Annotated in this window: 19 protein-coding genes and 1 CRISPR repeat array; of the genes, 12 read left to right on the top strand and 7 right to left on the bottom strand. The window is 39.0% G+C overall.

Features of this window, described 5'->3' with window-relative positions; translation table 11 throughout:
* Together PWP26_RS07150 and acs are read right to left on the bottom strand one after the other, a co-directional pair.
* The coding region (locus PWP26_RS07150; RefSeq protein ID WP_287568719.1) for an AAA family ATPase at nt 1-339 on the bottom strand (339 nt) is incomplete at its 3' end.
* A gap of 45 nt (nt 340-384) precedes the next feature.
* A complete protein-coding gene (gene acs / locus PWP26_RS07145) occupies nt 385-2,478 on the bottom strand; it encodes an acetate--CoA ligase alpha subunit (protein ID WP_038062128.1) in 2,094 nt (697 codons plus the stop codon).
* A gap of 949 nt (nt 2,479-3,427) precedes the next feature.
* Between acs and PWP26_RS07140 the strand changes: the two genes are divergently transcribed.
* From PWP26_RS07140 to PWP26_RS07115, 6 genes are all read left to right on the top strand, one after another.
* Nucleotides 3,428-5,191, top strand: a complete 1,764-nt coding sequence (locus tag PWP26_RS07140; RefSeq protein ID WP_038062130.1) for an L-lactate permease — start codon at nt 3,428-3,430, stop codon at nt 5,189-5,191.
* Nucleotides 5,181-6,572, top strand: a complete 1,392-nt coding sequence (locus tag PWP26_RS07135; RefSeq protein WP_038062133.1) for an FAD-binding oxidoreductase — start codon at nt 5,181-5,183, stop codon at nt 6,570-6,572. Before PWP26_RS07140 ends, PWP26_RS07135 begins: the two co-directional genes overlap by 11 nt.
* A 3-nt stretch (nt 6,573-6,575) precedes the next feature.
* Nucleotides 6,576-7,865, top strand: a complete 1,290-nt coding sequence (locus tag PWP26_RS07130; protein ID WP_287568718.1) for a (Fe-S)-binding protein — start codon at nt 6,576-6,578, stop codon at nt 7,863-7,865.
* Nucleotides 7,865-8,401 (top strand): lactate utilization protein, encoded by a 537-nt coding sequence (locus PWP26_RS07125; protein ID WP_022855266.1) that lies wholly within the window; start codon nt 7,865-7,867, stop codon nt 8,399-8,401. The genes PWP26_RS07130 and PWP26_RS07125 overlap by 1 nt, the downstream gene beginning before the upstream one ends.
* A 61-nt stretch (nt 8,402-8,462) precedes the next feature.
* The gene (ldhH, locus tag PWP26_RS07120; RefSeq protein WP_038062138.1) at nt 8,463-10,580 is read left to right on the top strand and encodes an L-lactate dehydrogenase (quinone) large subunit LdhH; all 2,118 of its coding nucleotides are present in this window, start codon (nt 8,463-8,465) and stop codon (nt 10,578-10,580) included.
* Between the two features lie 3 nt (nt 10,581-10,583).
* Entirely contained in the window at nt 10,584-11,015 is a 432-nt protein-coding gene (locus PWP26_RS07115; protein WP_022855264.1) for a PPC domain-containing DNA-binding protein, read from the top strand.
* A 55-nt stretch (nt 11,016-11,070) separates the two neighbouring features.
* On the opposite strand, the gene PWP26_RS07110 is transcribed toward PWP26_RS07115, so the two are convergent.
* A complete protein-coding gene (locus PWP26_RS07110) occupies nt 11,071-12,090 on the bottom strand; it encodes an alpha-hydroxy-acid oxidizing protein (RefSeq protein WP_038062141.1) in 1,020 nt (339 codons plus the stop codon).
* A gap of 270 nt (nt 12,091-12,360) precedes the next feature.
* On the opposite strand from PWP26_RS07110, the gene PWP26_RS07105 reads away from it, so the two are divergent.
* Nucleotides 12,361-12,714 (top strand): hypothetical protein, encoded by a 354-nt coding sequence (locus PWP26_RS07105; protein WP_287568717.1) that lies wholly within the window; start codon nt 12,361-12,363, stop codon nt 12,712-12,714.
* On the top strand, nt 12,674-13,144 hold the full coding sequence (locus tag PWP26_RS07100; protein ID WP_287568716.1) for a hypothetical protein: 471 nt from the start codon (nt 12,674-12,676) through the stop codon (nt 13,142-13,144). Before PWP26_RS07105 ends, PWP26_RS07100 begins: the two co-directional genes overlap by 41 nt.
* Nucleotide 13,145: 1 nt before the next feature.
* Here the strand turns inward: PWP26_RS07100 and PWP26_RS07095 are convergent, their stop codons facing one another.
* Together PWP26_RS07095 and PWP26_RS07090 are read right to left on the bottom strand one after the other, a co-directional pair.
* Nucleotides 13,146-14,471, bottom strand: a complete 1,326-nt coding sequence (locus PWP26_RS07095) for a sigma-54 dependent transcriptional regulator (RefSeq protein ID WP_301399315.1) — start codon at nt 14,469-14,471, stop codon at nt 13,146-13,148.
* On the bottom strand, nt 14,450-15,670 hold the full coding sequence (locus tag PWP26_RS07090; RefSeq protein ID WP_301399314.1) for a nitrogen regulation protein NR(II): 1,221 nt from the start codon (nt 15,668-15,670) through the stop codon (nt 14,450-14,452). The genes PWP26_RS07095 and PWP26_RS07090 overlap by 22 nt, the downstream gene beginning before the upstream one ends.
* A gap of 183 nt (nt 15,671-15,853) precedes the next feature.
* On the opposite strand from PWP26_RS07090, the gene PWP26_RS07085 reads away from it, so the two are divergent.
* The 4 genes from PWP26_RS07085 to thiE all read left to right on the top strand — a co-directional run bounded on the left by PWP26_RS07085 (nt 15,854) and on the right by thiE (nt 19,255).
* On the top strand, nt 15,854-16,789 hold the full coding sequence (locus PWP26_RS07085) for a cation diffusion facilitator family transporter (protein ID WP_301399313.1): 936 nt from the start codon (nt 15,854-15,856) through the stop codon (nt 16,787-16,789).
* Complete coding sequence (locus PWP26_RS07080; protein WP_301399312.1) at nt 16,782-17,870, top strand: DUF763 domain-containing protein; 1,089 nt, start codon at nt 16,782-16,784, stop codon at nt 17,868-17,870. The genes PWP26_RS07085 and PWP26_RS07080 overlap by 8 nt, the downstream gene beginning before the upstream one ends.
* A gap of 71 nt (nt 17,871-17,941) precedes the next feature.
* Nucleotides 17,942-18,634, top strand: a complete 693-nt coding sequence (locus tag PWP26_RS07075; protein ID WP_038062150.1) for an anaerobic ribonucleoside-triphosphate reductase activating protein — start codon at nt 17,942-17,944, stop codon at nt 18,632-18,634.
* Nucleotides 18,635-19,255 carry a thiamine phosphate synthase gene (thiE, locus tag PWP26_RS07070; protein ID WP_022855255.1) on the top strand — a complete coding sequence of 207 codons (621 nt, stop codon included), beginning with the start codon at nt 18,635-18,637 and terminating at the stop codon, nt 19,253-19,255.
* A gap of 4 nt (nt 19,256-19,259) precedes the next feature.
* Here thiE and PWP26_RS07065 read toward each other — a convergent pair whose 3' ends face one another.
* Together PWP26_RS07065 and PWP26_RS07060 are read right to left on the bottom strand one after the other, a co-directional pair.
* The gene (locus PWP26_RS07065; protein ID WP_051754571.1) at nt 19,260-19,898 is read right to left on the bottom strand and encodes a flavodoxin family protein; all 639 of its coding nucleotides are present in this window, start codon (nt 19,896-19,898) and stop codon (nt 19,260-19,262) included.
* Nucleotides 19,899-20,102 carry a hypothetical protein gene (locus PWP26_RS07060; RefSeq protein ID WP_287568713.1) on the bottom strand — a complete coding sequence of 68 codons (204 nt, stop codon included), beginning with the start codon at nt 20,100-20,102 and terminating at the stop codon, nt 19,899-19,901. It lies immediately after the preceding gene.
* Between the two features lie 127 nt (nt 20,103-20,229).
* Nucleotides 20,230-20,833: a CRISPR direct-repeat array (repeat unit 29 nt; unit sequence GTCGCAATCCCTTTTGAAGTAGGGCAGGT).

Here is a 20,833-nt window from a genome sequence, read left to right as displayed (position 1 = left end):
AACCACAAAAAGGTAATCCTTAAGTTCAGCCTGTTTTTTTATAACCTCTCTTATCTGCTGGTCTACAGATATGTCTTCTCCTTCAAACAGTTTGTACTGTACATCATAGGTAAACACAAACGGGCAGGACCATTCTACAGGGTCCTCAAGCTCTAAGACTTTATGGATAAACATCGCCTCTTCATCAAGAATTTTATCTCCTACCTTGACAGGCACCTTGCCTATCAACTTCATATAACCCACTTTACTTCCTTTTTCTTTCAGGTTTAGAGCAAGGCCTAAGGCTAAAACGTTTCTTCCGGTAAACGGTTTGTTTGATACCAAAAATATGGTTTTCATCTCCTTACCCCCTTGTTTTTTTCGATTTTTAAGCTTCAACGGGTATCACCCTATGATAATCCTTGCATCTAAAGCTACACCTCCTACTTCTTTTACTAAATAAGGGTTAATATCTATCTCTTTTATAATAGGAAACTCTTCAACCAGCTGAGATAATCTTAGGATTTTATCTACTATAGCGTCTTTATCACAGGGTTTTTCTCCTCTCACTCCTTCTAAGAGTTTTTTCCCTTTTATTTCTTCTATCATTTCGTAAGCTTCTCTTTTACCTACAGGTGTAAGCCTAAAACTTACATCCTTTAGCACCTCCACATAAACCCCACCTAATCCAAACATTATCATATGACCAAAGGTATTATCGTAAGATACCCCTAAGATAACCTCTTTCCCTCCGGTTACCATTTCGTAAATGTTAACCCCTTTGATATACGCCCCAGGCATGGCCCTTTTAACATTTATCGTCATCTCAAGAAAGGCTTCTCTTACTTCTTTTTCGTCTTTAAGACCTATTTTTACCCCCCCTACATCAGTTTTATGGATGATATGGGGGGAGCTGATCTTCATAACTACCGGATAACCTATTTGTTCTGCTATCCTAACTGCTTCATCAGCAGTTCTGGCAAGCCCTCTTTTGGGAAACTCTATCCCATAAAGACTTAATATTTTCATGGCATTTTCTTCTCCTATTACACTTACCCCAGCATCTCTAAGTGCTTCAAGCATCAATCCTATTTCTTTTTTAACTTCTTCGGAGATAGGAAATTTTATGTATTCATCTTCTTCCCTGTGTTTGTATTTGACGTAATGTACTAACTTACTGTAGGCATTTATAGCTATTAGTGGGTCTTCATAACAAGCTATGTTGTTTGTCTTTAAGTAAGAGGTTGCTTCTCTGACTTTGGGTCCTCCTATGAAACAACCTACAAAGGGTTTTTCTGTCTCTTTACTTTTTTCTAACATTATCTTTGCTACATTTTCTACATCTGTCACCGCCTGAGGAGTAAGGATTACACAAACCCCGTCTACGTTAGGATCAACCATTGCCCTTTCTAAAACTACCGCATATCTTTCTGAGGTCGCATCTCCTATTACGTCTACAGGGTTGTAAAGGGCAGCTGTAGGAGGTAGCTTTTCTGCTAAGTATTCGATAGATTCTTTTGACATAGGATATAGTTTTAATCCATTTTTTTCTGCAGTATCTGCAGCGATAATCCCTGGCCCACCTGCGTTGGTCACGATAAGCAGTTTTTCCCCTGAAGGAAACTTTCCGCTTTTAAAAACTTCTGCTACCTCAAAAAGTTCTTTTATTCCTTCTACCCTTATAACTCCAGCCTTTCTAAAAGCTTCTGTAAAGGCTCTGTCTGATCCAGCTAAAGCCCCTGTATGAGAGGAAGCTGCTCTGGCACCAGCCTCTGTTGCACCAGATTTTATGAGGATAACAGGTTTTTTCTTAGCTACTCTTTTTGCTACTTCTATAAAACGTTTTCCGTCTTTAACATCCTCTATATATCCAAGGATAATGTCTGTATCTTCGTCTTCTCCAAAGTACTCCAAAAAGTCTGTTTCGTTTAGGTCAGCTTTGTTACCAAAACTAACAAATTTTCCAAAACCAAAACCACTACCTATAGCCCAATCTATTAAAGCTACCCCTAAGGCTCCAGACTGAGAAAAGAAAGAAACCCTTCCTTTAGGAGGTAGCTCTGGAGCAAAAGTTGCATTCATACCTAACTCTGTATTTATTACCCCTAAACAATTAGGCCCAATCATCCTTATCCCATACTTTTTGATGAGGTCTAAAATCTCCCTTTCAAGCTTGGCTCCCTCTTCTCCAGTTTCTTTAAATCCTGCAGTAATAACAACTACTCCTTTAACCCCAGCTTCTCCGCAATCTTTTATAACCGAAGGTACTACTTTGGCCGGAACTACAATCACAGCTAAATCTATTTTTTCTCCTACTGCAGAAACCGAGGGATAACACTTAAGTCCTAATATTTCTTTGCGTTTTGGGTTTATCGGAAAGAGCTTGCCTGCATAGCCTTGGGTTAAAAGGTTTTTTAGGATAACATGACCGATCTTTTTTTCTTCTTCAGAGGCACCTACCACCGCGATACTCTCAGGTTTAAAGATAAAATCCAGCATCTTATTCCCCTCTTTAAGTTATTTTTTTCACAGTATCTTGCCTTAGGTTGCTTTAAAAATAAAACAGATCGATTTTAAAGTCAACCAGAAAAATTTGCTAATTTTTAGAATTAACAAATTTTTTTCTTCTGATTTGTGTTATTTCAAAAATTTTTGCTGATTTTTGTTAATTTTCTTTATAGTTTACTTTTTAAATACTTTTTTATATTATTTTGTTTAATTTTAAAATATATATTGATATATCATTAATCCAAAAAAACATTTTGTGTGGAGGGCAAAAGAAGTTAAAGTTTTTTTGAAAATATTTTTAAATTTTAAATTTTGGTGACATGTTCTCAATCTTATAGATATATTTTATAATTTTATAATACATATATAAAAAATATTGTTTCTATATCCTCTTTAAAAACTTCCAAATATGGCCTTCACCAACAAGCATAATAAGGGTAGAATAAGGGTGGATTTAATATATTGCGAAGGGAGTATCTTTTGTTTGAAACAGGTAAAGGCATAATTTGGTCTATTAAGGTTTTTAATTATAGAGATATTTAGGGAGATATTTAGTAAGTCATCGACGAGAGCAAGTGCTCAAAGAAGTTTAAAGGTTAGTTAGTTCTTGAGATTTTGAAGTTAAGAGAGTTTGATGGCCTCTGATAGGTGAATGTTATAAAATCCTTAGAGCAACTGAAAAATAGGGGAATCATGAATGATCATAAATTCCTGTTGGCAGTTTAGGGTTATTAAGTTTTTTGAAGTTTCTTTAAAATGAAAAAGTAAGAAAAAGTAAAATAAAAAGAGGAAGAAAGATATTGAGATATTTTTCTCTAAAGTTTTTTCAGAAATTTAATAAAATACCAAAAAATTTTGGACTTGACTTAAGTTTAAAAAGGAGTATAAGTGGCAACTAAGAGAAAATTTATTAAAAATCCTTTAAAAGGAGGGTAGGTTTATGGCTTGGCAGATGGATGTAAATCCTCTTGGTAACATTGGTTTGTCGGCTTTGGTAGCAGCTATCCCCATCTTTTTCCTTTTTTGGGCTTTAGCCTATAAAAGGATGAAGGGGCACTGGGCTGCGTTAGGTGCTGTCTTTATAGCTTTAATAATAGCTGTTACTGTTTACAAGATGCCTGTTAACCTGGCGGTGCTTTCTACTTTTTATGGTTTTCTCTTTGGCCTATGGCCTGTTTCATGGATTGTTATTACCGCCATTTATCTCTATAATCTTTCTGTAGAAACAAAGCAGTTTGAAATCATCAAAAACTCTTTAGCCGCGATAAGTAACGACCGAAGGGTTCAGGCTATCCTTATAGCCTTTTGTTTCGGAGCGTTTTTAGAGGGTGCGGCTGGATTTGGTACTCCGGTTGCTATCTCTGCAGCCATGCTTGCAGGTATTGGATTTAACCCTGTTTATGCCTCTGGTATAGCCCTTTTGGCAAACACTGCACCAGTTGCCTTTGGTGCTATTGGAATTCCTATCGTGGTTGGTGCTCAGGTGTCAGGAGTAGACTTAATGGCCTTATCCAAGATGGTAGGAAGACAGCTTCCTTTCTTTAGTGTGCTTATTCCTTTTTATATGTCGGTGGTTATGGCAGGATGGAAAAAGAGCTTAGAAATCTGGCCGGTTCTTCTCGTTGCTGGTGGTTCTTTTGCTATTACACAGTTTTTGGTTTCTAACTATTTAGGTCCATATCTTCCAGATATTTTATCTTCTATCGTAACTATCCTCTGTACAGCTATTTTTGTAAGGATTTGGCATCCTAAGGAGGTTTGGACCTTTGAACATGAAGAAGTGGTAGAAAAGGCTAAGCTCCAGTACACCTTAGGTCAGGTTTTTAGGGCATGGGCCCCTTTTATACTCCTTTCTATTTTTGTTGCTGCTTGGGGTGTTAAGTCAGTTAAAGTAGCTTTAGACCAGATTTTGACCTTAAAATTTCCTATCGTTGGACTTGACAAAGAGGTAATAGACTATGTAGGTAAGCCGAAGGCAGCAGTTTATACCTGGAATATCCTTAGCGCCGCAGGAACCTCTATTCTTTTTGCAGCTATTCTTTCTATACCTGTAGTAGGTGCTTCTATTTCTACCGCGATCAGAGTTGCAGGAAAAACCCTTAATTCTCTTAAATGGGCAATCCTTACCATCGGAATTATTTTAGGATTTGCTTATCTTATGAACTATTCTGGTATGGCTATTACCTTGGGATTGGCTTTTGCTTCTACCGGATTTTTATTCCCGCTTTTCTCTGCCTTCCTTGGTTGGTTAGGAGTGTTTATGACTGGTTCTGATACCTCTACCAACGCTCTTTTTGGTAAACTTCAAGAAGTTACTGCAAGACAGATCGGTATAGACCCTGTGCTTACGGTAGCTACCAACTCCTCCGGTGGTGTTATGGGTAAGATGATCTCTCCTCAGTCTATAGCTGTGGCTACTGCAGCAACCGGTCTTAGCGGAAAAGAGGGAGATATTTTTAGATTTACCTTTAAACATTCTGTAATTTTAACTTTCTTGATGGGAATTCTTGCGATGTTACAGGCCTATGTGTTTACTTGGATGATACCTGTCTGGGAAAAGGCGGTAGAGACTGCTAAAGCTGCTTCAGCTGCACAAGCGGCAGTTCAGGAAGGATATAACATACTTATAGCTACCTTTGTAGCTTCGATTTTATTGGTAATCATTTCAAGAATTGTAGGCAAGGGGGCAAATTATGTTAAGTAATGCCTTTATAAATGCCTGTATTTCTCTCTTAGGAGAGGAAAATGTTTTAACCAAAGAATCAGAGCTTATAACCTACAGTTATGATGCTACCCCAGGGATTCCCAGGGAAATTCCTGGGGCGGTGCTTTTCCCTCAAACTACAGAGCAGGTACAGGGAATAGTTAAGCTTTGTCGAGAGAATAAAGTACCTATCTATCCAAGAGGGGCAGGGACCTGTTTAAGCGGGGGCCCTGTCCCCTTAAGTAAAGGAGTGGTAATCTCCTTTCAAAGGATGAACAAGATTTTAGAAATAGATACTGACAATCTTACCGCAACGGTGCAACCTGGGGTGGTAGTAGCTACCCTTAATGCAGAGGTGGCTAAGTATGGTTTAATCTATCCTCCAGACCCTGGGTCTATGGCAGTGGCTACCATCGGAGGAACCGTAGCAGAAAACGCAGGTGGTTTAAGAGGTCTTAAGTATGGGGTTACCAAACACTATGTAATGGGTATGGAGGTGGTTCTACCTACTGGAGAGGTGTTTAGATTTGGAGGAAAAACCGTTAAAAACGTTACCGCCTATGATTTTACCGGACTCTTTGTAGGGTCTGAAGGAACCTTGGGTATTATTACCGAGGTAATTTTAAAGCTTATCCCTGCACCTAAGTACAGAAAATCTATGATAGCCTTTTTTGGTACCCTTGAAGATGCAGGACAAACGGTTACAGACATCATAAGGGCTCACGTTATACCTGCTACTTTAGAGATTATGGATAACATGACCATACGGACTGTAGAAAACTTTGCTAAAGTAGGTCTACCTACCGATGCTGCTGCGTTGTTGCTTATAGAGGTCGACGGAAACGGAAAAGATGGGGTAGAGGAAGAGGCAACAAAGGTAATAGAGGTAATACAAAAAAATAAAGGAACATACAAAGTTGCAGAAACAGACCAAGAAAGAGACAACCTCTGGGCAGCAAGAAGGGCAGCTCTTCCTGCTTTGGCTCAAATAAAGCCGGCTACAGTGTTAGAGGACGCAACTGTTCCTAGAACTAAGATTGTAGACATGTTAAGAGCTATCCAGGAAATCGCTAAAAAATACAATCTTACCATAGGAACCTTTGGTCATGCTGGAGACGGGAACCTTCATCCCACCATCTTGGTTGACCCTATGGATAAAGACGAGATGGCAAGACTTGATAAAGCCATAGACGAAATCTTTGAGGCTGCTTTAAAGCTTGGAGGAACGCTTTCAGGAGAACATGGAATAGGGATAGCCAAGAAAAAGTATCTGAAGAATGAAATCGGTAGCTCTGGCATTGAGGTTATGAAACGTCTTAAAAAGGCTTTGGACCCTGACAATATTTTAAATCCTGGAAAATTAGTCCCTATGGAGGATTAAACGGTGGGAAAAAGTGTCTTTGAAAGCGATGAGGCTTTAAAGAGAGAACTTATAAGATGTATGAAGTGTGGCAACTGCATGGCTGTTTGTCCTGTTTATGGGACTGAGGTAAAGGAAAGTGCAGTTGCCAGAGGTAAGATTGCCTTAGGAGAGGCCTACTTAGAAGGTAAAATTCGCGATAAGGATCTTATGAACCTTATCTATAACTGTTTGGTATGTAAGTCCTGCATGCTTGCCTGCCCTACAGGGGTAAAGTACGATAAAATTATTTTGGCACTAAGACATAAGCTTGCAAAAGATTTAGGTAAACCTTGGGTAAAAAAATTAGCTTTTTGGGCTTTAACTCATCCATCTCTTTTTGATAAGGGGTTAAAAGCTTTTTCTAAAATGCAAGGGTTCTTTTTAGAAAAACGGGGGCCTAAACTTAGGGCCCCAAGGGCTTTCTTGAGAACCCTTGGAAAGAGGTTTGATGAATCCTTTGTGCTTCCAGAGTTTGCCTCTAAGTCTTTTAGGGATAGTACATCTGAGGTGGTAGAGGTCCCCAACCCTCAGGCTACGGCTTTATTTTTTACCGGATGTTCTATAAACTATCTTTATCCAGAAATAGGAGATGATATTCTGCTGGTCTTAAAGAAAAACGAGATTAAAACTTTAATCCCTAAGGGACAGAACTGTTGTGGTATGCCTGTTATGGTGCATGGAGATATAGAAAAAGCAAAGGAGCTGGCTAAAAACAACTTGGACCTTTTTGAAAGGATAAACCCAGAATACATCATAACTGCATGTGCTTCTTGTGGAAGTGCCTTGAAACATGAATACCCTTTAATCTTTGAGGGTGATCAAGAATACGAGGCAAAAGCTAAAAAATGGGCTGAAAAGGTATACGATATTACCAGTTTTCTTTTAAAAGTTATCAAGCTTAAAAAGCCAAAGGCAGAGTTAAAGCTTAAGGTAACCTATCATGATCCTTGTCATCTTAAAAAATCTATGAAGGTTTGGGTAGAGCCAAGAGAAATCTTAAAAGCTATTCCAGGGGTTGAGTTGGTCGAGATGAAAAAACCAGATGCCTGTTGTGGAAGCGGTGGTTCTTATCACTTAGCTTACGCAGATACCAGCTTAAAGATACTTCAGTCCAAGATGGAAGATGTAAAAAATACCAAAGCAGAGGTGGTAGCCACAGAATGTCCTGCCTGTATGATGCAGTTAGGAGAAGGTACACAGAGGTATAAGGTTAACGCAAAGGTAAAACATGTGATAAGCCTGCTTGCAGAGGCTTACAGGAGGGAATCATAATGTTTGAACTTTTTAAAGAAAAGGCTTCTGCTTTGATGGCAGAGGTATATTCTTTTAAAAACCGAAAAGAAGCTTTAGAGTTTATAAAAGGATTTATAAAAGAAAACACCTCATCTGAGGACAAAAAATCAGTTGTTTGGTATGATACCTGGTTTTTGGATGGGGAGAGAAAAGAAGACCTTTTAGCAGACCTCCCTCAGATTACCTTTGAATTTACCCCAGAAATAGCAAGTCAAGCTAAAATAGGTATAAACGAAGTAGACGGGGCTATAGCTGAGTCTGGTTCTTTGATAGAGGTTTCTAACCACATACAGAAAAGGTTGGTCTCAAGTTTACCAGAGATTCACATAGCTATCCTTCCTAAAAGCAGGATCTTCCCAGACCTTAAAACCGCCCTTCGTTCTTTTAATCTTACTAATACTCCTTATGTGACCCTTATCAGTGGTCCTAGTAGAACAGCAGACATAGAGAGAGTTTTAACCATAGGGGTTCACGGTCCAGAAAGGGTGATAATTGTTTGCGTTGAAAATTTATAGATTTGTTTTGATTTATTATCGATTTGAAAGTATTTAAAAATAAAAAGACGAGGTTGTTATTATGCTTAAAGAAGAAATCAGAAAAGCTTTAGAAAATCCGGTTATTTCTAAGGCTCTTACGAATTTTTATGAAGCTTATGTAGTTGCTCGAGAAAAGGTTTATACAGGGCTTGATTTTGAGGAGATAAGAAATGAGATAGTTCGGGTAAAAAGCTATGCTGCAGAACATTTTGACGAATTGATAAAAAAATTTACAGAACAAGCCACCAAAAGAGGTGCTAAGGTTTTTTATACTAAAGACCCAAAAGAGGTTATAAACTATGTGTTAGAGGTAGCCAAGGCTCATAACGTAAAAACCATAGTGAAATCAAAATCCATGGCTACTGAAGAGATCCATCTTAACAAACATCTTAAAGAAGCGGGGTTAGAGGTTGACGAGACAGACTTAGGGGAGTGGATCATCCAGCTTGCAGGTCAGCGCCCTTCTCATATGGTTTTACCTGCCATTCATCTTACCCGTTATGAAGTTTCTGAGATTTTTACCAAGAAGGTCGATGCCGTTGAGCCTGACATAAAAAAGATGGTAAGGTTTGCCAGAAAAAACTTGAGAGACAAGTTTCTCAAAGCAGACCTGGGGATTACAGGAGCAAACATTGCTGTAGCTGAGACAGGAAGTATTGTAATTTTTACCAATGAAGGTAACGCAAGGCTGGTTTTAACCTTACCCAAAGTTCATATAGCAGTAGTCGGTATAGAAAAACTGGTAGACAAGCTTGAGGACATAGATCCTATCGTTAAAGCTTTACCAAGAAACGCAACCGCACAACCTATCACCACCTATGTGTCTTTTATCACCGGAGAAAGGGAACACTGGGATGGGACCAAAAAAGAGGTCCACATCATCCTTTTTGATAACGGTCGTTCTGAGATGGCAAAAGACCCTGTTTTTAAAGAGGCCTTGCAGTGTATCAGATGCGCTTCCTGTTTAAACGTATGTCCTGTTTTTAGGCTGATAAGTGGTCTTGTTTTCGGAAGGGTTTATACCGGAGGAATCGGAACCATCCTTACCGCCTGGACTGAAGGCCTTAAGGCTACGAAAGATATTCAAAACCTCTGTATCCAGTGTGGCAACTGTGTAAAAATATGTCCAGGCAAGATAAACATCCCTGACCTGATCTTGGAGATAAGGAGACGGCTTGCCGAAGAAGAGGGATTGCCTTTAAAGGTAAAGGCCATTTATTCTGTGGTCAACAACCGCAAACTTTTCCATACAGCCTTAAGGATGGCCTCAAAACTACAAAAACCTTTCAAACAAGGGCCTTTCATAAGACACCTGCCTTTAGCTTTTGCCGAACTTACCCAAGAAAGAAGTCTTCCTGCCATAGCAGACAAACCTTTTAGGGACCAGGTTAAAAAGATAAAACAGCCAGAGGCCAAGGAAAAGGTAGCCTTTTTTGCAGGATGTCTCATAGATTTTGCCTATCCAGAGATAGGAGAGGCCTTGGTTAAGCTACTTAACAGGGCAGGTATTAGAGTAATTTTCCCTCAAGAACAAACCTGTTGTGGGGCACCTGCCCTTTATAACGGCGTTATGGATGTTGCTGCTAACAACATGTTGCAAAACTTAAAGGCTTTAGAACAGGAAAATCCAGATTTTATCCTTTCAGCCTGTCCCACCTGTACTCTGGTTTTAAAGAAGAAAGGCTTGTTGGCCCTAAGGAATCAAAAAGTTTCTCCGGAGCTTATCGCAAAGGCAGAAAAAATGGCAGAAAAAGTGATAGATGCTTCATATTTTATCCATAAGCTTATCAAGGAAGGTAGAATCACCTTTAGTAAGCCTTTAGAAGAGGAATTCACCTATCATGATCCATGTCATCTAAAGCGTTCGTTAAACATCTGGCAAGAGCCAAGGGAATCTTTACAAAAAGCAGGGCTTAAGCTCAAAGAGATGTTTGAGTCAGATATATGCTGTGGTATGGGAGGTTCTTATTCTTTAAAATTTCCAGAGATCTCGGTAAAAATCCTTGAAAGAAAACTGAAAAACATACAGGATACAGGGGCAAATCTTGTATGTACTGACTGCCCTGGATGTATCATGCAGATAAGGGGTGGGGCTGATAAAAAAGGGTTAGCCTTTAAGGTAAAACATTCATTAGAAGTTCTTGCAGAGAGGTTGTAAACCATGGAAATTATAAAAGAATACAGAGTAAAGAGAATTTTTCAGGGAAGGGTTCCCAAAGGAGAGGATCTTTTCAGGTGGTTAACCCAAAAAGTTAACGAATTGGGTATTAAAGCCGGTATGGTTTCAGGGATTGGGGCTGTAACCAGGGCTACGATAGGATACTATGACCAAATAAAAAGGGAATATGTGATAAAAAGTTTTGAACAACCTATGGAGGTTCTAAGTCTAAAAGGAAACGTTTCAGTTAAAGACGGAACCTCTTTTGTGCATCTTCACGTAGTTTTAGGTAAAGAAGATTTTACTGTCGTCGGAGGTCATCTTTTTGAAGGTTCTGAGGTGTTTGCCTTTGAGTTTGAGATCGTAGAGTTTGAAGGAGAGGCTTTTCAAAGAGGTTTTGACGAGCTAACAGGTTTGTATCTCTGGCAACCTTAATTTTTGATATTTCAGGTCAGAGGCCCTTCATGGCACCTCTGACCTGAATAAGTTTTTAAATTTTTACCAAGATGTTTGATGGCACGTTCTTTACTGAAGCTACTCCAGTTAACAACATGGTTTGAATAAGTTCGTTTTTTATTTTATCAAAGTAGATCTTAAGACCTTCTCTCATCCCACCAAAAACAGCTATGACAACAGGTCTCCCTATAAGCACCGCATCAGCCCCAAGGGCAAGTAGTTTTAACACATCTGCCCCACTTCTTACCCCACCGTCTGCGATGATGGTCATTTTCCCTTTAAACCTTGCGGTGATTTCTGGCAAAACATCAGCCACTCCTGGTGTATGGTCTAAAACCCTTCCTCCATGGTTAGAAACCACTATACACGAAACCCCACAGTTATAAGCAATCTCAGCATCTTTTACTGTCATGATACCTTTGAGTACAAAGGGTAAAGAGGTAGCTTTTACCAACTCTTCGATTTCCTTAGGAGTTTTAGGACTTACAGGTTGTCCTTTTAAAGCCATGGTAATAAGCCCTGCACCGTCTATGTCTACCCCAACTGCTAAAGCGCCTGCTTCTTCTGCCATACGGATCCTTTTGATTATTTCTTCTTGAGACCTTGGTTTGATGATAGGGATACCTTTGCCATCAAACTTTTTAATGGCATTTATACCACTTGAATACATCAACGGGTCTGCACCATCTCCTGTCCATCCGATGGTTCCAGCCATAAGAGACCCAGCTATAACCTCTTCGGTATAAACATCTTCGGTGATAGCACCTCCCATGTTATAGGTGGTCCCGGTTATAGGTGCTGCCATAACAGGAAGGGTTAAGGTTTGACCAAATAATTCCGTTTCGGTAGAAGGGGTTTTAACCTCGTGAATCGCAGTAAGGTTAAATTTATAACGGTTTAAGGCCTCTAAATTAGCCTTAAAGGCAGACCCAGTTCCAAGTCCACCCATCCCAGGCACCTCACCTGCACAGGCAACTCCATTACACACCGGACAAACCCTGCAAAATCCTTTTAGTTTTTCCTTAGCATTCTTTTTTACCTCTTCCCAAGTCATACTAAACCCCCTCTTTATAAATTTGTAGTAAAGTACTTACTTACTAATGTTATCAGGTCTATACCGTTTTTCAAGCCTTATAAAAATAGCTTTTTTACCTTTTGTAAAATTTACCAGCAAATTTTTGTAAACATTACAAAAGACAAGCTTTTTTATTGTTAAAAGAAGTCCAGTTCTCAAAGATTTTTGAAGGTTTTGGAAGGGTAATAAACAGGCACAAATTTTGTTAAATAATTAATAAAACTACAAAACAAAACCAGGAGGTGTGGTATGAACATCAAGAAGACCTTAGCGTTGGCGTTAGGTTTGGGTACTTTTTTAACCGGTTCGGTTTTTGCTTACAAAGGGATGGGACCTCAGGGGATGGGGCGTCCTATGGCTCCACCGGTTGATCAAGCTAAGTTACAGGAATTCTGCAAGGAAGTACAACCTCTCTATCAAAGAGAGGCTCAATTAAGGGCAGAGGCTCGTTCTCTTATTCTTCAGCCAAACCCTAACTGGGATACTATTCTTGCAAAAGAACAAGAACTTGCTAAAATCCGTGTAGAAATAATGAAGAAAGGACACGAGAAAGGATTGCCACTTGGTAAGCATGGTTACTGGAGAAGGTACTGCGGTTGGTAAGATGAGGGTTAAGTCCCGGGCTTTTGGCCCGGGTTTTTGGATATTCTTAAGTTTCTTTTTGATACTTATTCTAACTCCCTCTTTAAACGCTCATCAATTTAAGTTTTTTCAAGAACTTCCCTATGACCCAAATTTGGAGATTACTTTTAAAGGTAAGATTTTGTCTGTTTATCTTCCTCCCAGAGGATTAGCCTCTCTTGAAGTAGAAAGAGAAGGTAAAGCCTATACGGTTTTTTTGTGTCCAGTCCGTTATTATCGTTTCCTAAATCCTGATTTTAGCGCAGGGCATCAGGTAGAGGTTACTGGGGCTAAAACCTATTTTCCTAAATATGGCATCATTTTTATGGCAAGACACGTTAAAAACTTAACTACAGGTAAACTATATCTTTTTAGAAGTCCTGTAGCACCTTACAAACCGGTGTGGGAATAAATTATTCTTTCAAGCCTAAGTCTTTTAGTTTGTTATAAAGGGTCTTAAGGGATATCCCAAGAAGTTTGGCTGCTTCAGGTTTATTTCCCTTAGTAAGTTCAAGGGCTTTAAGAATGGCTTTTTTCTCTAAGTTTTTAATCTGTAAGTCATCTTTTAGGGTCGTCTTGTCTTGAAACAGGTCCTTTGCTTTAAAGGGGATTTCTACTTCTATCATGTCTCCTTTACTAAGTATCACTGCCCTTTCAAGGATGTTCTCAAGTTCTCTTATGTTTCCTGGGAAAGAGTAGTTTTCAAGTTTTTCCCAGGAGGATGGACTTAGAGGTTTTAAAGGTTTCCCCAGCTTCTGACAGATTTTTTCTAAGAGGTATTGGACGATGGTTTTTAGATGTTTTTTTCTATCCCTAAGTGGAGGAAGATAAAAAGAAAAAACATTAATCCTGTAAAATAGGTCTTCTCGAAACCTTCCTTCAGTTACAAGTTTTTCTAAGTCTTTGTTGGTAGCTACGATAAATCTTGCGTCTGTTTTCAGGGTTTCAAGGCCTCCTAATCTTTCAAAGGTTTTATCTTGAAGCACTCTTAAGAATTTAGCCTGCACGGTAAGGCTCATCTCCGAGATTTCGTCGAGAAAAAGGGTGCCTTCTCTTGCAAGTTCAAACTTACCAGGTTTAGTCTTTATAGCACCGGTAAAAGCCCCTTTTTCATAGCCAAAAAGTTCAGCTTCTACTAAATTTTCAGGCAAAGCCGCACAGTTTATTTCTACAAAAGGCCCTTTTCTTCCGCTTAAAACATGGATTATCTTGGCGATTAAACTTTTCCCGGTGCCTGTTTCTCCTAAGAGGCAGACGGTGGCATCTGTAGGGGCAATTTCGATCAGTTGTTCATAAAGGTCTTCCATCCCTGCAAAAACAACCTCAAGCGGGGGCAAATCTGCTGGGTAAAAGGAGGGGGATTTTTTAAATTTTTTAAGATAAAGGTTTACTTTAGCTAAAAGCTCTTCTGGAGAAGAAAGAGGCTTGGTAAGGTAATCTACCGCCCCTGCTTTCATAGCTTCAACCGCTGAAGGGATGGTGCCAAAAGCTGTAATCACAAGAAAAACCGTTTCCGGAAGGATTTTTTTAGCTTTTTTGATAAAAGTGATGCCGTCAAGACCTGGCATTTTAAGGTCGGTGATTACGATATCTGGATTGAGTTCAGGAAGGTGAAACAAAGCAGTTTCGGGGTTATGAAAAACCCAAACTTTATAGTTTTCCTCCTGAAAGGTCATCTCTAAGAAACTTGCAAAGGAGGTATCGTCTTCTACGATAACTATCGAGGGATTTTTATCCATACCTCTGTCCCAGAAGAAGGTTCTGATTTAAGCTCAATCCTGCAATTTAGTTCCTCACATAGGTTTTTGACTATAGTCAAACCAAGGCCCATGCCTTTGGCTTTTGTGGTAAAAAAGGGTTCCCAAATTTTAGGTATCAACTCTTGAGGAATCCCTTTTCCAAAATCTTTTATGTAAATAATATAAAAAGTCTTTTCAGAAATTAAACCTAAATCCACCCTTAAGTTGCCTGCCTCTTGAGAGGCTTGCCAGGCATTTTCCAAAAGGTTTATCAGTATCTCTTTTAGTTTATCTTGGTCAGAAACTACCATAAAGTTTTTTTCCTCAAGAGTTACTCTCAAGTCTGCCTCAGGATAAAGAAGTTTAAAGGTTTCGATAACTTCTGTTAAAAAGCTGTATAAGTCAAAAGAGGAGAAATTTGGCTTTTGGGGATGGGTATAAGAATTTAGGGTTTGTAAAAGTTTTTCCATCCTTAAGGTTTCTTTTAGGATAAGATTAAGGGCCTTTTGGGTCTTTTCTTCTGGAGTTTTTTTAAGGATTAACTGGGTAAAACCTTTTATGCTGGCTAAGGGATTTTTCATCTCATGTGCAAGGACCTGAGAGATAAACTTCCATCTCTCAAGGTCTTCGATCCTCTGTATCAACCTTTCAGACCGTTTAAAAAACCAAAAACCAACGACCCCTAATCCAAAGAACCCTAATCCAAGAAAAAACTCTAAATAAACATGCTTTTTAGCATAACCTAAAATTTCCTCTACGGGAAATATGTGGAGTGCTACCCTCAGGACCGCCTGTTGCTTTTCTGTTTTTAATAGATTTTCGTAAACAAACAATTTTTCTTCAGTCAGAGTAGTTTGATAAAAACTTCGAGGAAAGGTAACATTAAAGGAAACCCTATCTTGAATCTTTGTCCCTATAAGCTCTGGGTTAGAATGAAGCAATATTTTACCCTCTGTATCATAGATTGCTACATAAGCCACTCCTTCCCATTCTTCTCCTAAGAGAAGCTCGGCAAAAAAGTTTTTTTCCTTTTTTATCAGGTCTAACCCAAAGTTTTTGATCAGACTTTTAAGGGTAATTTCTACCCCTATGGCCTGAAGTTTTAACCCTGTATCTAAAGTCTTACGGATGTTTTGATAGTTAGAGACTGCAGCAAGGATGAAAAAAACTCCGGCTAACAGAGAGATCCCTAAAAACATAAAAGGTAAGAGAGGTTTTTTTAAATAAATTTTTATTTTGTCTATTTGGGAGGGCATATTTTTAGCTTAATCTAAAATCTTAAAATGTAAAATCAAGGGCATAACCCATAAAAGGATCTTCTTAGGGTTGACAAACCCAGAAAAAGAGGAATTTTAGTATAAAACTGAAGAGAGTTGGGGACGATGCATCACCATCATCATGGCCATGATGAAAAAACTGAGATTAGAGGGAAAAATCTCTTTTACGTAGCCCTTTTAAACCTTTTGATAACTGTTTTTGAATTTATCGGTGGTTTAATCTCAGGAAGTATGGCTCTTTTGTCTGATGCCTTTCATAATTTAGGTGACGTAATGTCTGTAGTGATTACCTATTTTGCCCATAAAATTTCTTTAAGAAATCCTAACGAGAGAAAGACCTTCGGTTATAAACGCATAACCATTTTAGCAAGTCTTTTTAACTCGGTTACGCTGTTAATAATATGTTTTTTCCTGATTAAAGAGTCTATCGAAAGACTGGTTACCCCATCTCTTATAGACGTTAAAACCGTGTTTGTGGTAGGAAGTATAGGGCTTTTAGGTAATCTTTTGAGTTTGAAATTTTTAAAAGGTTCTGCCAAAGAAGACTTAAACGTAAAAAGTGCTTATCTACACATGTTAGGGGATGCTTTATCCTCTTTGGCTGTGATATCAGGGGCTGTTTTTATTTATTATTTTGGGTGGGTAAGAGTTGACCCTGTTATTAGTATATTGATAGCCTTTTATATTGCTAAAGAGAGTTTAGAGGTTTTGTTAAAGTCAGTTGACATCATCATGCAAGCAACCCCTTTTCATGTCGAAATCCCTAAGATAGTAGAGGGACTGATGAAAATTCAAGACATACAAGATGTTCATCATATACATGTATGGAGTCTTGACGATAAAACCCATTTTTTTGAGGGCCATGTTAACCTAAAGTCTGACATGAACGTAAGTGAAACGGCAAAAGTTTTGCAAAGCATCCAAAAGGAATTAAAAAAGTTTGATATTCACCATATAACCATACAGTTTGAATATCAGGGAGTATGCCCAGAATGTGAGGTGTTTCATAATAACTTTTTAAAAAGGGACAAAGATGGTTAGTAGAAGTATAGTAGACCTGCCTTTGCATGGAGGGAAATGCCCTCCCTGGCTTTTTGAAAGGATGGTAAGGTTAAGCAGGGCTATTTTATTGCTTGTGTATCAGGAGTTTGGGGCTAAGGAATTGATCAAAAGGTTGTCTGACCCTTTTTGGTTTCAGGCCTTAGGTTGTTTGCTTGGTTTTGACTGGCATTCCTCAGGCCTCACCACAACCGTTGGTGGTGCTATAAAAGAGGCTTTGAAACCCTATTTTAACGACTTAGGAATCTATGTTTGCGGAGGAAAAGGTAAGAGGGCTTTAAACACCCCTCAGGAAATTATCTTCTGGGGAGAAAAACAGGGACTTCCTAAACAAGCCTATAAGTTTGTAACCTTAAGCAGACTTACCGCAAGGATAGACAACAACGCCATCCAAGATGGCTTTCAACTTTATTTTCATCTTTTTCTGTTCTCCAAAGATGGCCAATGGGGGGTAATACAACAAGGTATGGATGAAAAAACTACTTATGCAAGACGGTATCAATGGTATAGCGAAAAGGTGTTAGACCTTTGCGAAAACCCCCATACAGGAATTGTTTCTTCTGTCAAAAAAGAAAACGTACTTAATCTGGTGGCTAAGGAAAGTAAACCTGTACAAAATTCGTTGGTAAGGTTGCTAACAGAAGACCTAAGTTTAGTTATAAAGGAGTTAACTCCGAAGGTGCATCTTATATTTAAAGAGGACCATACCTTAACCCTCAAAGACCTATCGGTTAAATCCTTGAAGAAAGTTTGGGAAAAGGTTTATCAAAATCCTCCATCTGATTTTCAGTCATTACTGTTAACCGAAGGTATGGGGGCCAAAACCTTAAGAGCCCTTACCTTAGCTTCAGAGCTTATCTATGAGGTTAAGGCCTCAAGAGAAGACCCGGTAGTTTATAGCTATGCCCACGGAGGCAAGGACGGACATCCCTATAGACTAAACAAACAACTTTATGATACGACCATCCAGGAGTTAGAAGAAATACTAAGAAAAGCAAAGTTAGGAGAAACAGAAAAGCTAAGTTTGTTTAAAAGGCTTCCTAAAATTTTTAACATAGGATAAAAGTGTATTGCTCTTGTTTCTCCTTCAGGAAGGTTTATATTTTGGGTAAAGTTTATCCATAGGTGGGGTTGATGATTAAAGGGTTTATCGGTACAAGCCTGGTAGATTATCCGGGGAAGATCTCTTCGGTGATTTTTACCTATGGGTGTAACTATAGATGTCCCTTCTGTTATAATGTTGATTTGGTCCTACCTGAAAGGTATAAAAAGTTAAAAAACCTTTCTGAAGACTGGGTTATAGAGGAGTTAAAAAGGAGAAAGGGCTTTATTAAAGGGGTGGTGATTACCGGAGGAGAGCCTACCCTTTGGGGAAAAAGGCTTGTCAGTTTTATAGAAGAAGTTCGCTCTCAAACCGGGCTTCCTGTTAAGCTTGATACCAACGGTAGCTCTCCAGAGCTGGTAGAAGAATTGGTAATTTCTGGCTTGGTAGATTTTTTTGCCATAGACTTTAAGACTTCCCCTGATAGATATGCTGAACTCGGAGGGGATTTTGCTCTGGTTGAGCAAACTTTTAGGGTTTTAAAAAACATCGCAGATAGGGTAGAGATAAGAGTTACCATGTATCCTCCCCTTTTAACAGAAAAAGACTTAGAAAAGATGGTTCCTTATCTTGCGTGGTTTAAGAGAATAGCCCTGCAGAAATTTGTCCAGGAAAACACGTTAAAAAAAGACCTGGTGGGGGAGGTAAACCCAGAATTTTACCACAGAGTAGATGCTTATTTAAAAGAAAGATTGCCAGAGGTTTCTATAGTAAAGAGATATTAGATGGTTTTAAAAGGTTTTTATGTGATAACCGACGAGGTTTTGACCCCTTATCAAGACGGAGAAATCTTTCGAATGGTTGAAAAGGCGTTAAAAGGAGGGGCTAAGTTTGTTCAACTAAGAGATAAAAACTCAGATTTAGAGGTTTTAACAAACATAGCCATAGAACTAAAGAAGCTTTGCCACAGGTTTGGTGCTTATTTTATCGTTAACGACAGGGTAGATTTGGCAGCCAAAGTGCTGGCAGACGGGGTGCATGTAGGTAAAGACGATCAGCCTCTTAGCCAGGTTAAAGAGATTTTTAAAGGCCCTATCATCGGGGTTTCCTGTTATGGAGACTTGAGAAGAGCCATGGAGGCAGAAAAACAGGGAGCCACTTATGTGGCCTTTGGGAGTTTTTACCCCTCTCCTACCAAACCGAACTCAACCGTAGTAGATAAAACCTTGATCCCTCTTGCTAAAAAGACTCTAAAAATTCCTGTATGTGCTATAGGTGGCATAACCTTAGAGCGAGCAAAGGAGCTTGTCCAATTAGGGGCAGACATGGTAGCTGTTATAAGCGACCTATGGAAGGATAACGACATAGAAGGAAAAGCAAGAGCCTATGCTAAACTTTTTGAATAAGGGGTTAAGGAGTAGGGTCTAAGTCAAGCCCTAAAAATTGAGCTAACTCTTCTTTAGACTTGGTTAAGTCCTTTTTTTCGAGGATAGAGAGTTTTTCTCCTAAAGTTTTAACCTTTTCTAAACCCTCAAGGTGTTTAAGTATTTCTCCCTTTTTATCAATCCCTCTTAAAAAAATTCCTCCTATATATTCTCCGTCTATGGTATCAAGCACGTATTTAAAACTTCTTACTAAACATTCAAAGACTTTTTTGCCTTTGGTTGCACCTAAAGCAAGAAGGATACCTTTTGGTTTTTGAGAGGGAGGTGGAGCTTTAAGAAGATATTTAGAGACCCAGAAGGCCTGAAATCTTTCGAAGAAGGCCTGCAAAAAAGAAGGATGGGAATAAAAGAAGATAGGGGTTGCTACCACCAGAAAGTTAGCCTTAAGAATTTTAGGGTAAACTTCGGTTAGGTCATCTTTAAGAATACACGTTCCGTCTTTTTCACAACCTCCGCATTCAACACAAGGGGAGAATTTAAGTTCCGTAAGTTTTATCTTTTCGGTTTTTATCTTTTGGTGATTAAGGGTAGAGAGGAAGGCATCAAGGAAAATTTCAGAATTGCCCTGACTTCTTGGGCTTGCGTGGATGGCTAAAAGTTGCATCTATTTGGTGAGGGTTTTTTTGATAACAGAAAAGACCTGGGTGAAAACCTCTTCAAAGGTAGCAGGGGAGCAGCGTCCCATTTCGATAAACTTGATGACGATTTCTTTGGTGGTTTTGAGGGTGATTTCCTCTAAAGGAGAAAGTTTAAAGTCTTGGGCAGTTTTATTTTTGTTTTCCAGATTAACTATTTTACCTGTGCTCATTTACCTCACCTTTAAAGGAATTTAAAAAATAATCATAGCCTAAATTAAATAAATTGCAAGAACCACAGGCGGCATTCTCTAAGTCCATTGTTTAGGACGGTTGTTTATCCAGACACAAGCCTTTAACATCCCAATCCCTTTTGAAGTAGGGCAGGTTTCTACTTGGGCAAATCGTCCAAGGGAGAAAACCTAGGACATGTCGCAATCCCTTTTGAAGTAGGGCAGGTTTCTACAGAGGGTATAAAAGTTCGTGGGAAATTTGTCCATATTGTTTTGTCGCAATCCCTTTTGAAGTAGGGCAGGTTTCTACATTTGATGAATTATTTAGCTATTTTGCAAAAAGCATATGTCGCAATCCCTTTTGAAGTAGGGCAGGTTTCTACGGGAAGAGCTATCAGAAAAAATTCCTGTTATTACTGTCGCAATCCCTTTTGAAGTAGGGCAGGTTTCTACTAAAAGGGCGGTAGTTTTAGTAGAAGATGCGGAATGTCGCAATCCCTTTTGAAGTAGGGCAGGTTTCTACAAGGCAAAAAAGTGGCATCATTGCCCATCAAGTGGTCGCAATCCCTTTTGAAGTAGGGCAGGTTTCAACAGGAGTTGGTTAGTGAAGTGAAGTGTTCGTTCATGTCGGTGTCGCAATCCCTTTTTAAGTAGGGCAGGTTTCAACAAAAAAGGGGGTGTAGACATGAAAGACATGAAAGAGTCGCAATCCCTTTTTAAGTAGGGCAGGT

The sequence above is a fragment of the Thermodesulfobacterium sp. genome, assembly GCF_030445475.1.
Lineage (GTDB): Bacteria > Desulfobacterota > Thermodesulfobacteria > Thermodesulfobacteriales > Thermodesulfobacteriaceae > Thermodesulfobacterium > Thermodesulfobacterium commune.
The sequence above is the reverse complement of the archived record's forward strand: the minus strand, read 5'-3'. Positions and strand labels throughout refer to the sequence as shown.

Bases quoted from the DNA above. Each gene is read 5' to 3' on its own strand.
- acs (WP_038062128.1), bottom strand. From the start codon at position 2,478: ATGCTGGATTTTATCTTTAAACCTGAGAGTATCGCGGTGGTAGGTGCC.
- PWP26_RS07140 (WP_038062130.1), top strand. From the start codon at position 3,428: ATGGCTTGGCAGATGGATGTAAATCCTCTTGGTAACATTGGTTTGTCG.
- PWP26_RS07135 (WP_038062133.1), top strand. From the start codon at position 5,181: ATGTTAAGTAATGCCTTTATAAATGCCTGTATTTCTCTCTTAGGAGAG.
- PWP26_RS07125 (WP_022855266.1), top strand. From the start codon at position 7,865: ATGTTTGAACTTTTTAAAGAAAAGGCTTCTGCTTTGATGGCAGAGGTA.
- ldhH (WP_038062138.1), top strand. From the start codon at position 8,463: ATGCTTAAAGAAGAAATCAGAAAAGCTTTAGAAAATCCGGTTATTTCT.
- PWP26_RS07115 (WP_022855264.1), top strand. From the start codon at position 10,584: ATGGAAATTATAAAAGAATACAGAGTAAAGAGAATTTTTCAGGGAAGG.
- PWP26_RS07110 (WP_038062141.1), bottom strand. From the start codon at position 12,090: ATGACTTGGGAAGAGGTAAAAAAGAATGCTAAGGAAAAACTAAAAGGA.
- PWP26_RS07105 (WP_287568717.1), top strand. From the start codon at position 12,361: ATGAACATCAAGAAGACCTTAGCGTTGGCGTTAGGTTTGGGTACTTTT.
- PWP26_RS07095 (WP_301399315.1), bottom strand. From the start codon at position 14,471: ATGGATAAAAATCCCTCGATAGTTATCGTAGAAGACGATACCTCCTTT.
- PWP26_RS07090 (WP_301399314.1), bottom strand. From the start codon at position 15,670: ATGTTTTTAGGGATCTCTCTGTTAGCCGGAGTTTTTTTCATCCTTGCT.
- PWP26_RS07085 (WP_301399313.1), top strand. From the start codon at position 15,854: ATGCATCACCATCATCATGGCCATGATGAAAAAACTGAGATTAGAGGG.
- PWP26_RS07080 (WP_301399312.1), top strand. From the start codon at position 16,782: ATGGTTAGTAGAAGTATAGTAGACCTGCCTTTGCATGGAGGGAAATGC.
- PWP26_RS07075 (WP_038062150.1), top strand. From the start codon at position 17,942: ATGATTAAAGGGTTTATCGGTACAAGCCTGGTAGATTATCCGGGGAAG.
- thiE (WP_022855255.1), top strand. From the start codon at position 18,635: ATGGTTTTAAAAGGTTTTTATGTGATAACCGACGAGGTTTTGACCCCT.
- PWP26_RS07065 (WP_051754571.1), bottom strand. From the start codon at position 19,898: ATGCAACTTTTAGCCATCCACGCAAGCCCAAGAAGTCAGGGCAATTCT.
- PWP26_RS07060 (WP_287568713.1), bottom strand. From the start codon at position 20,102: ATGAGCACAGGTAAAATAGTTAATCTGGAAAACAAAAATAAAACTGCC.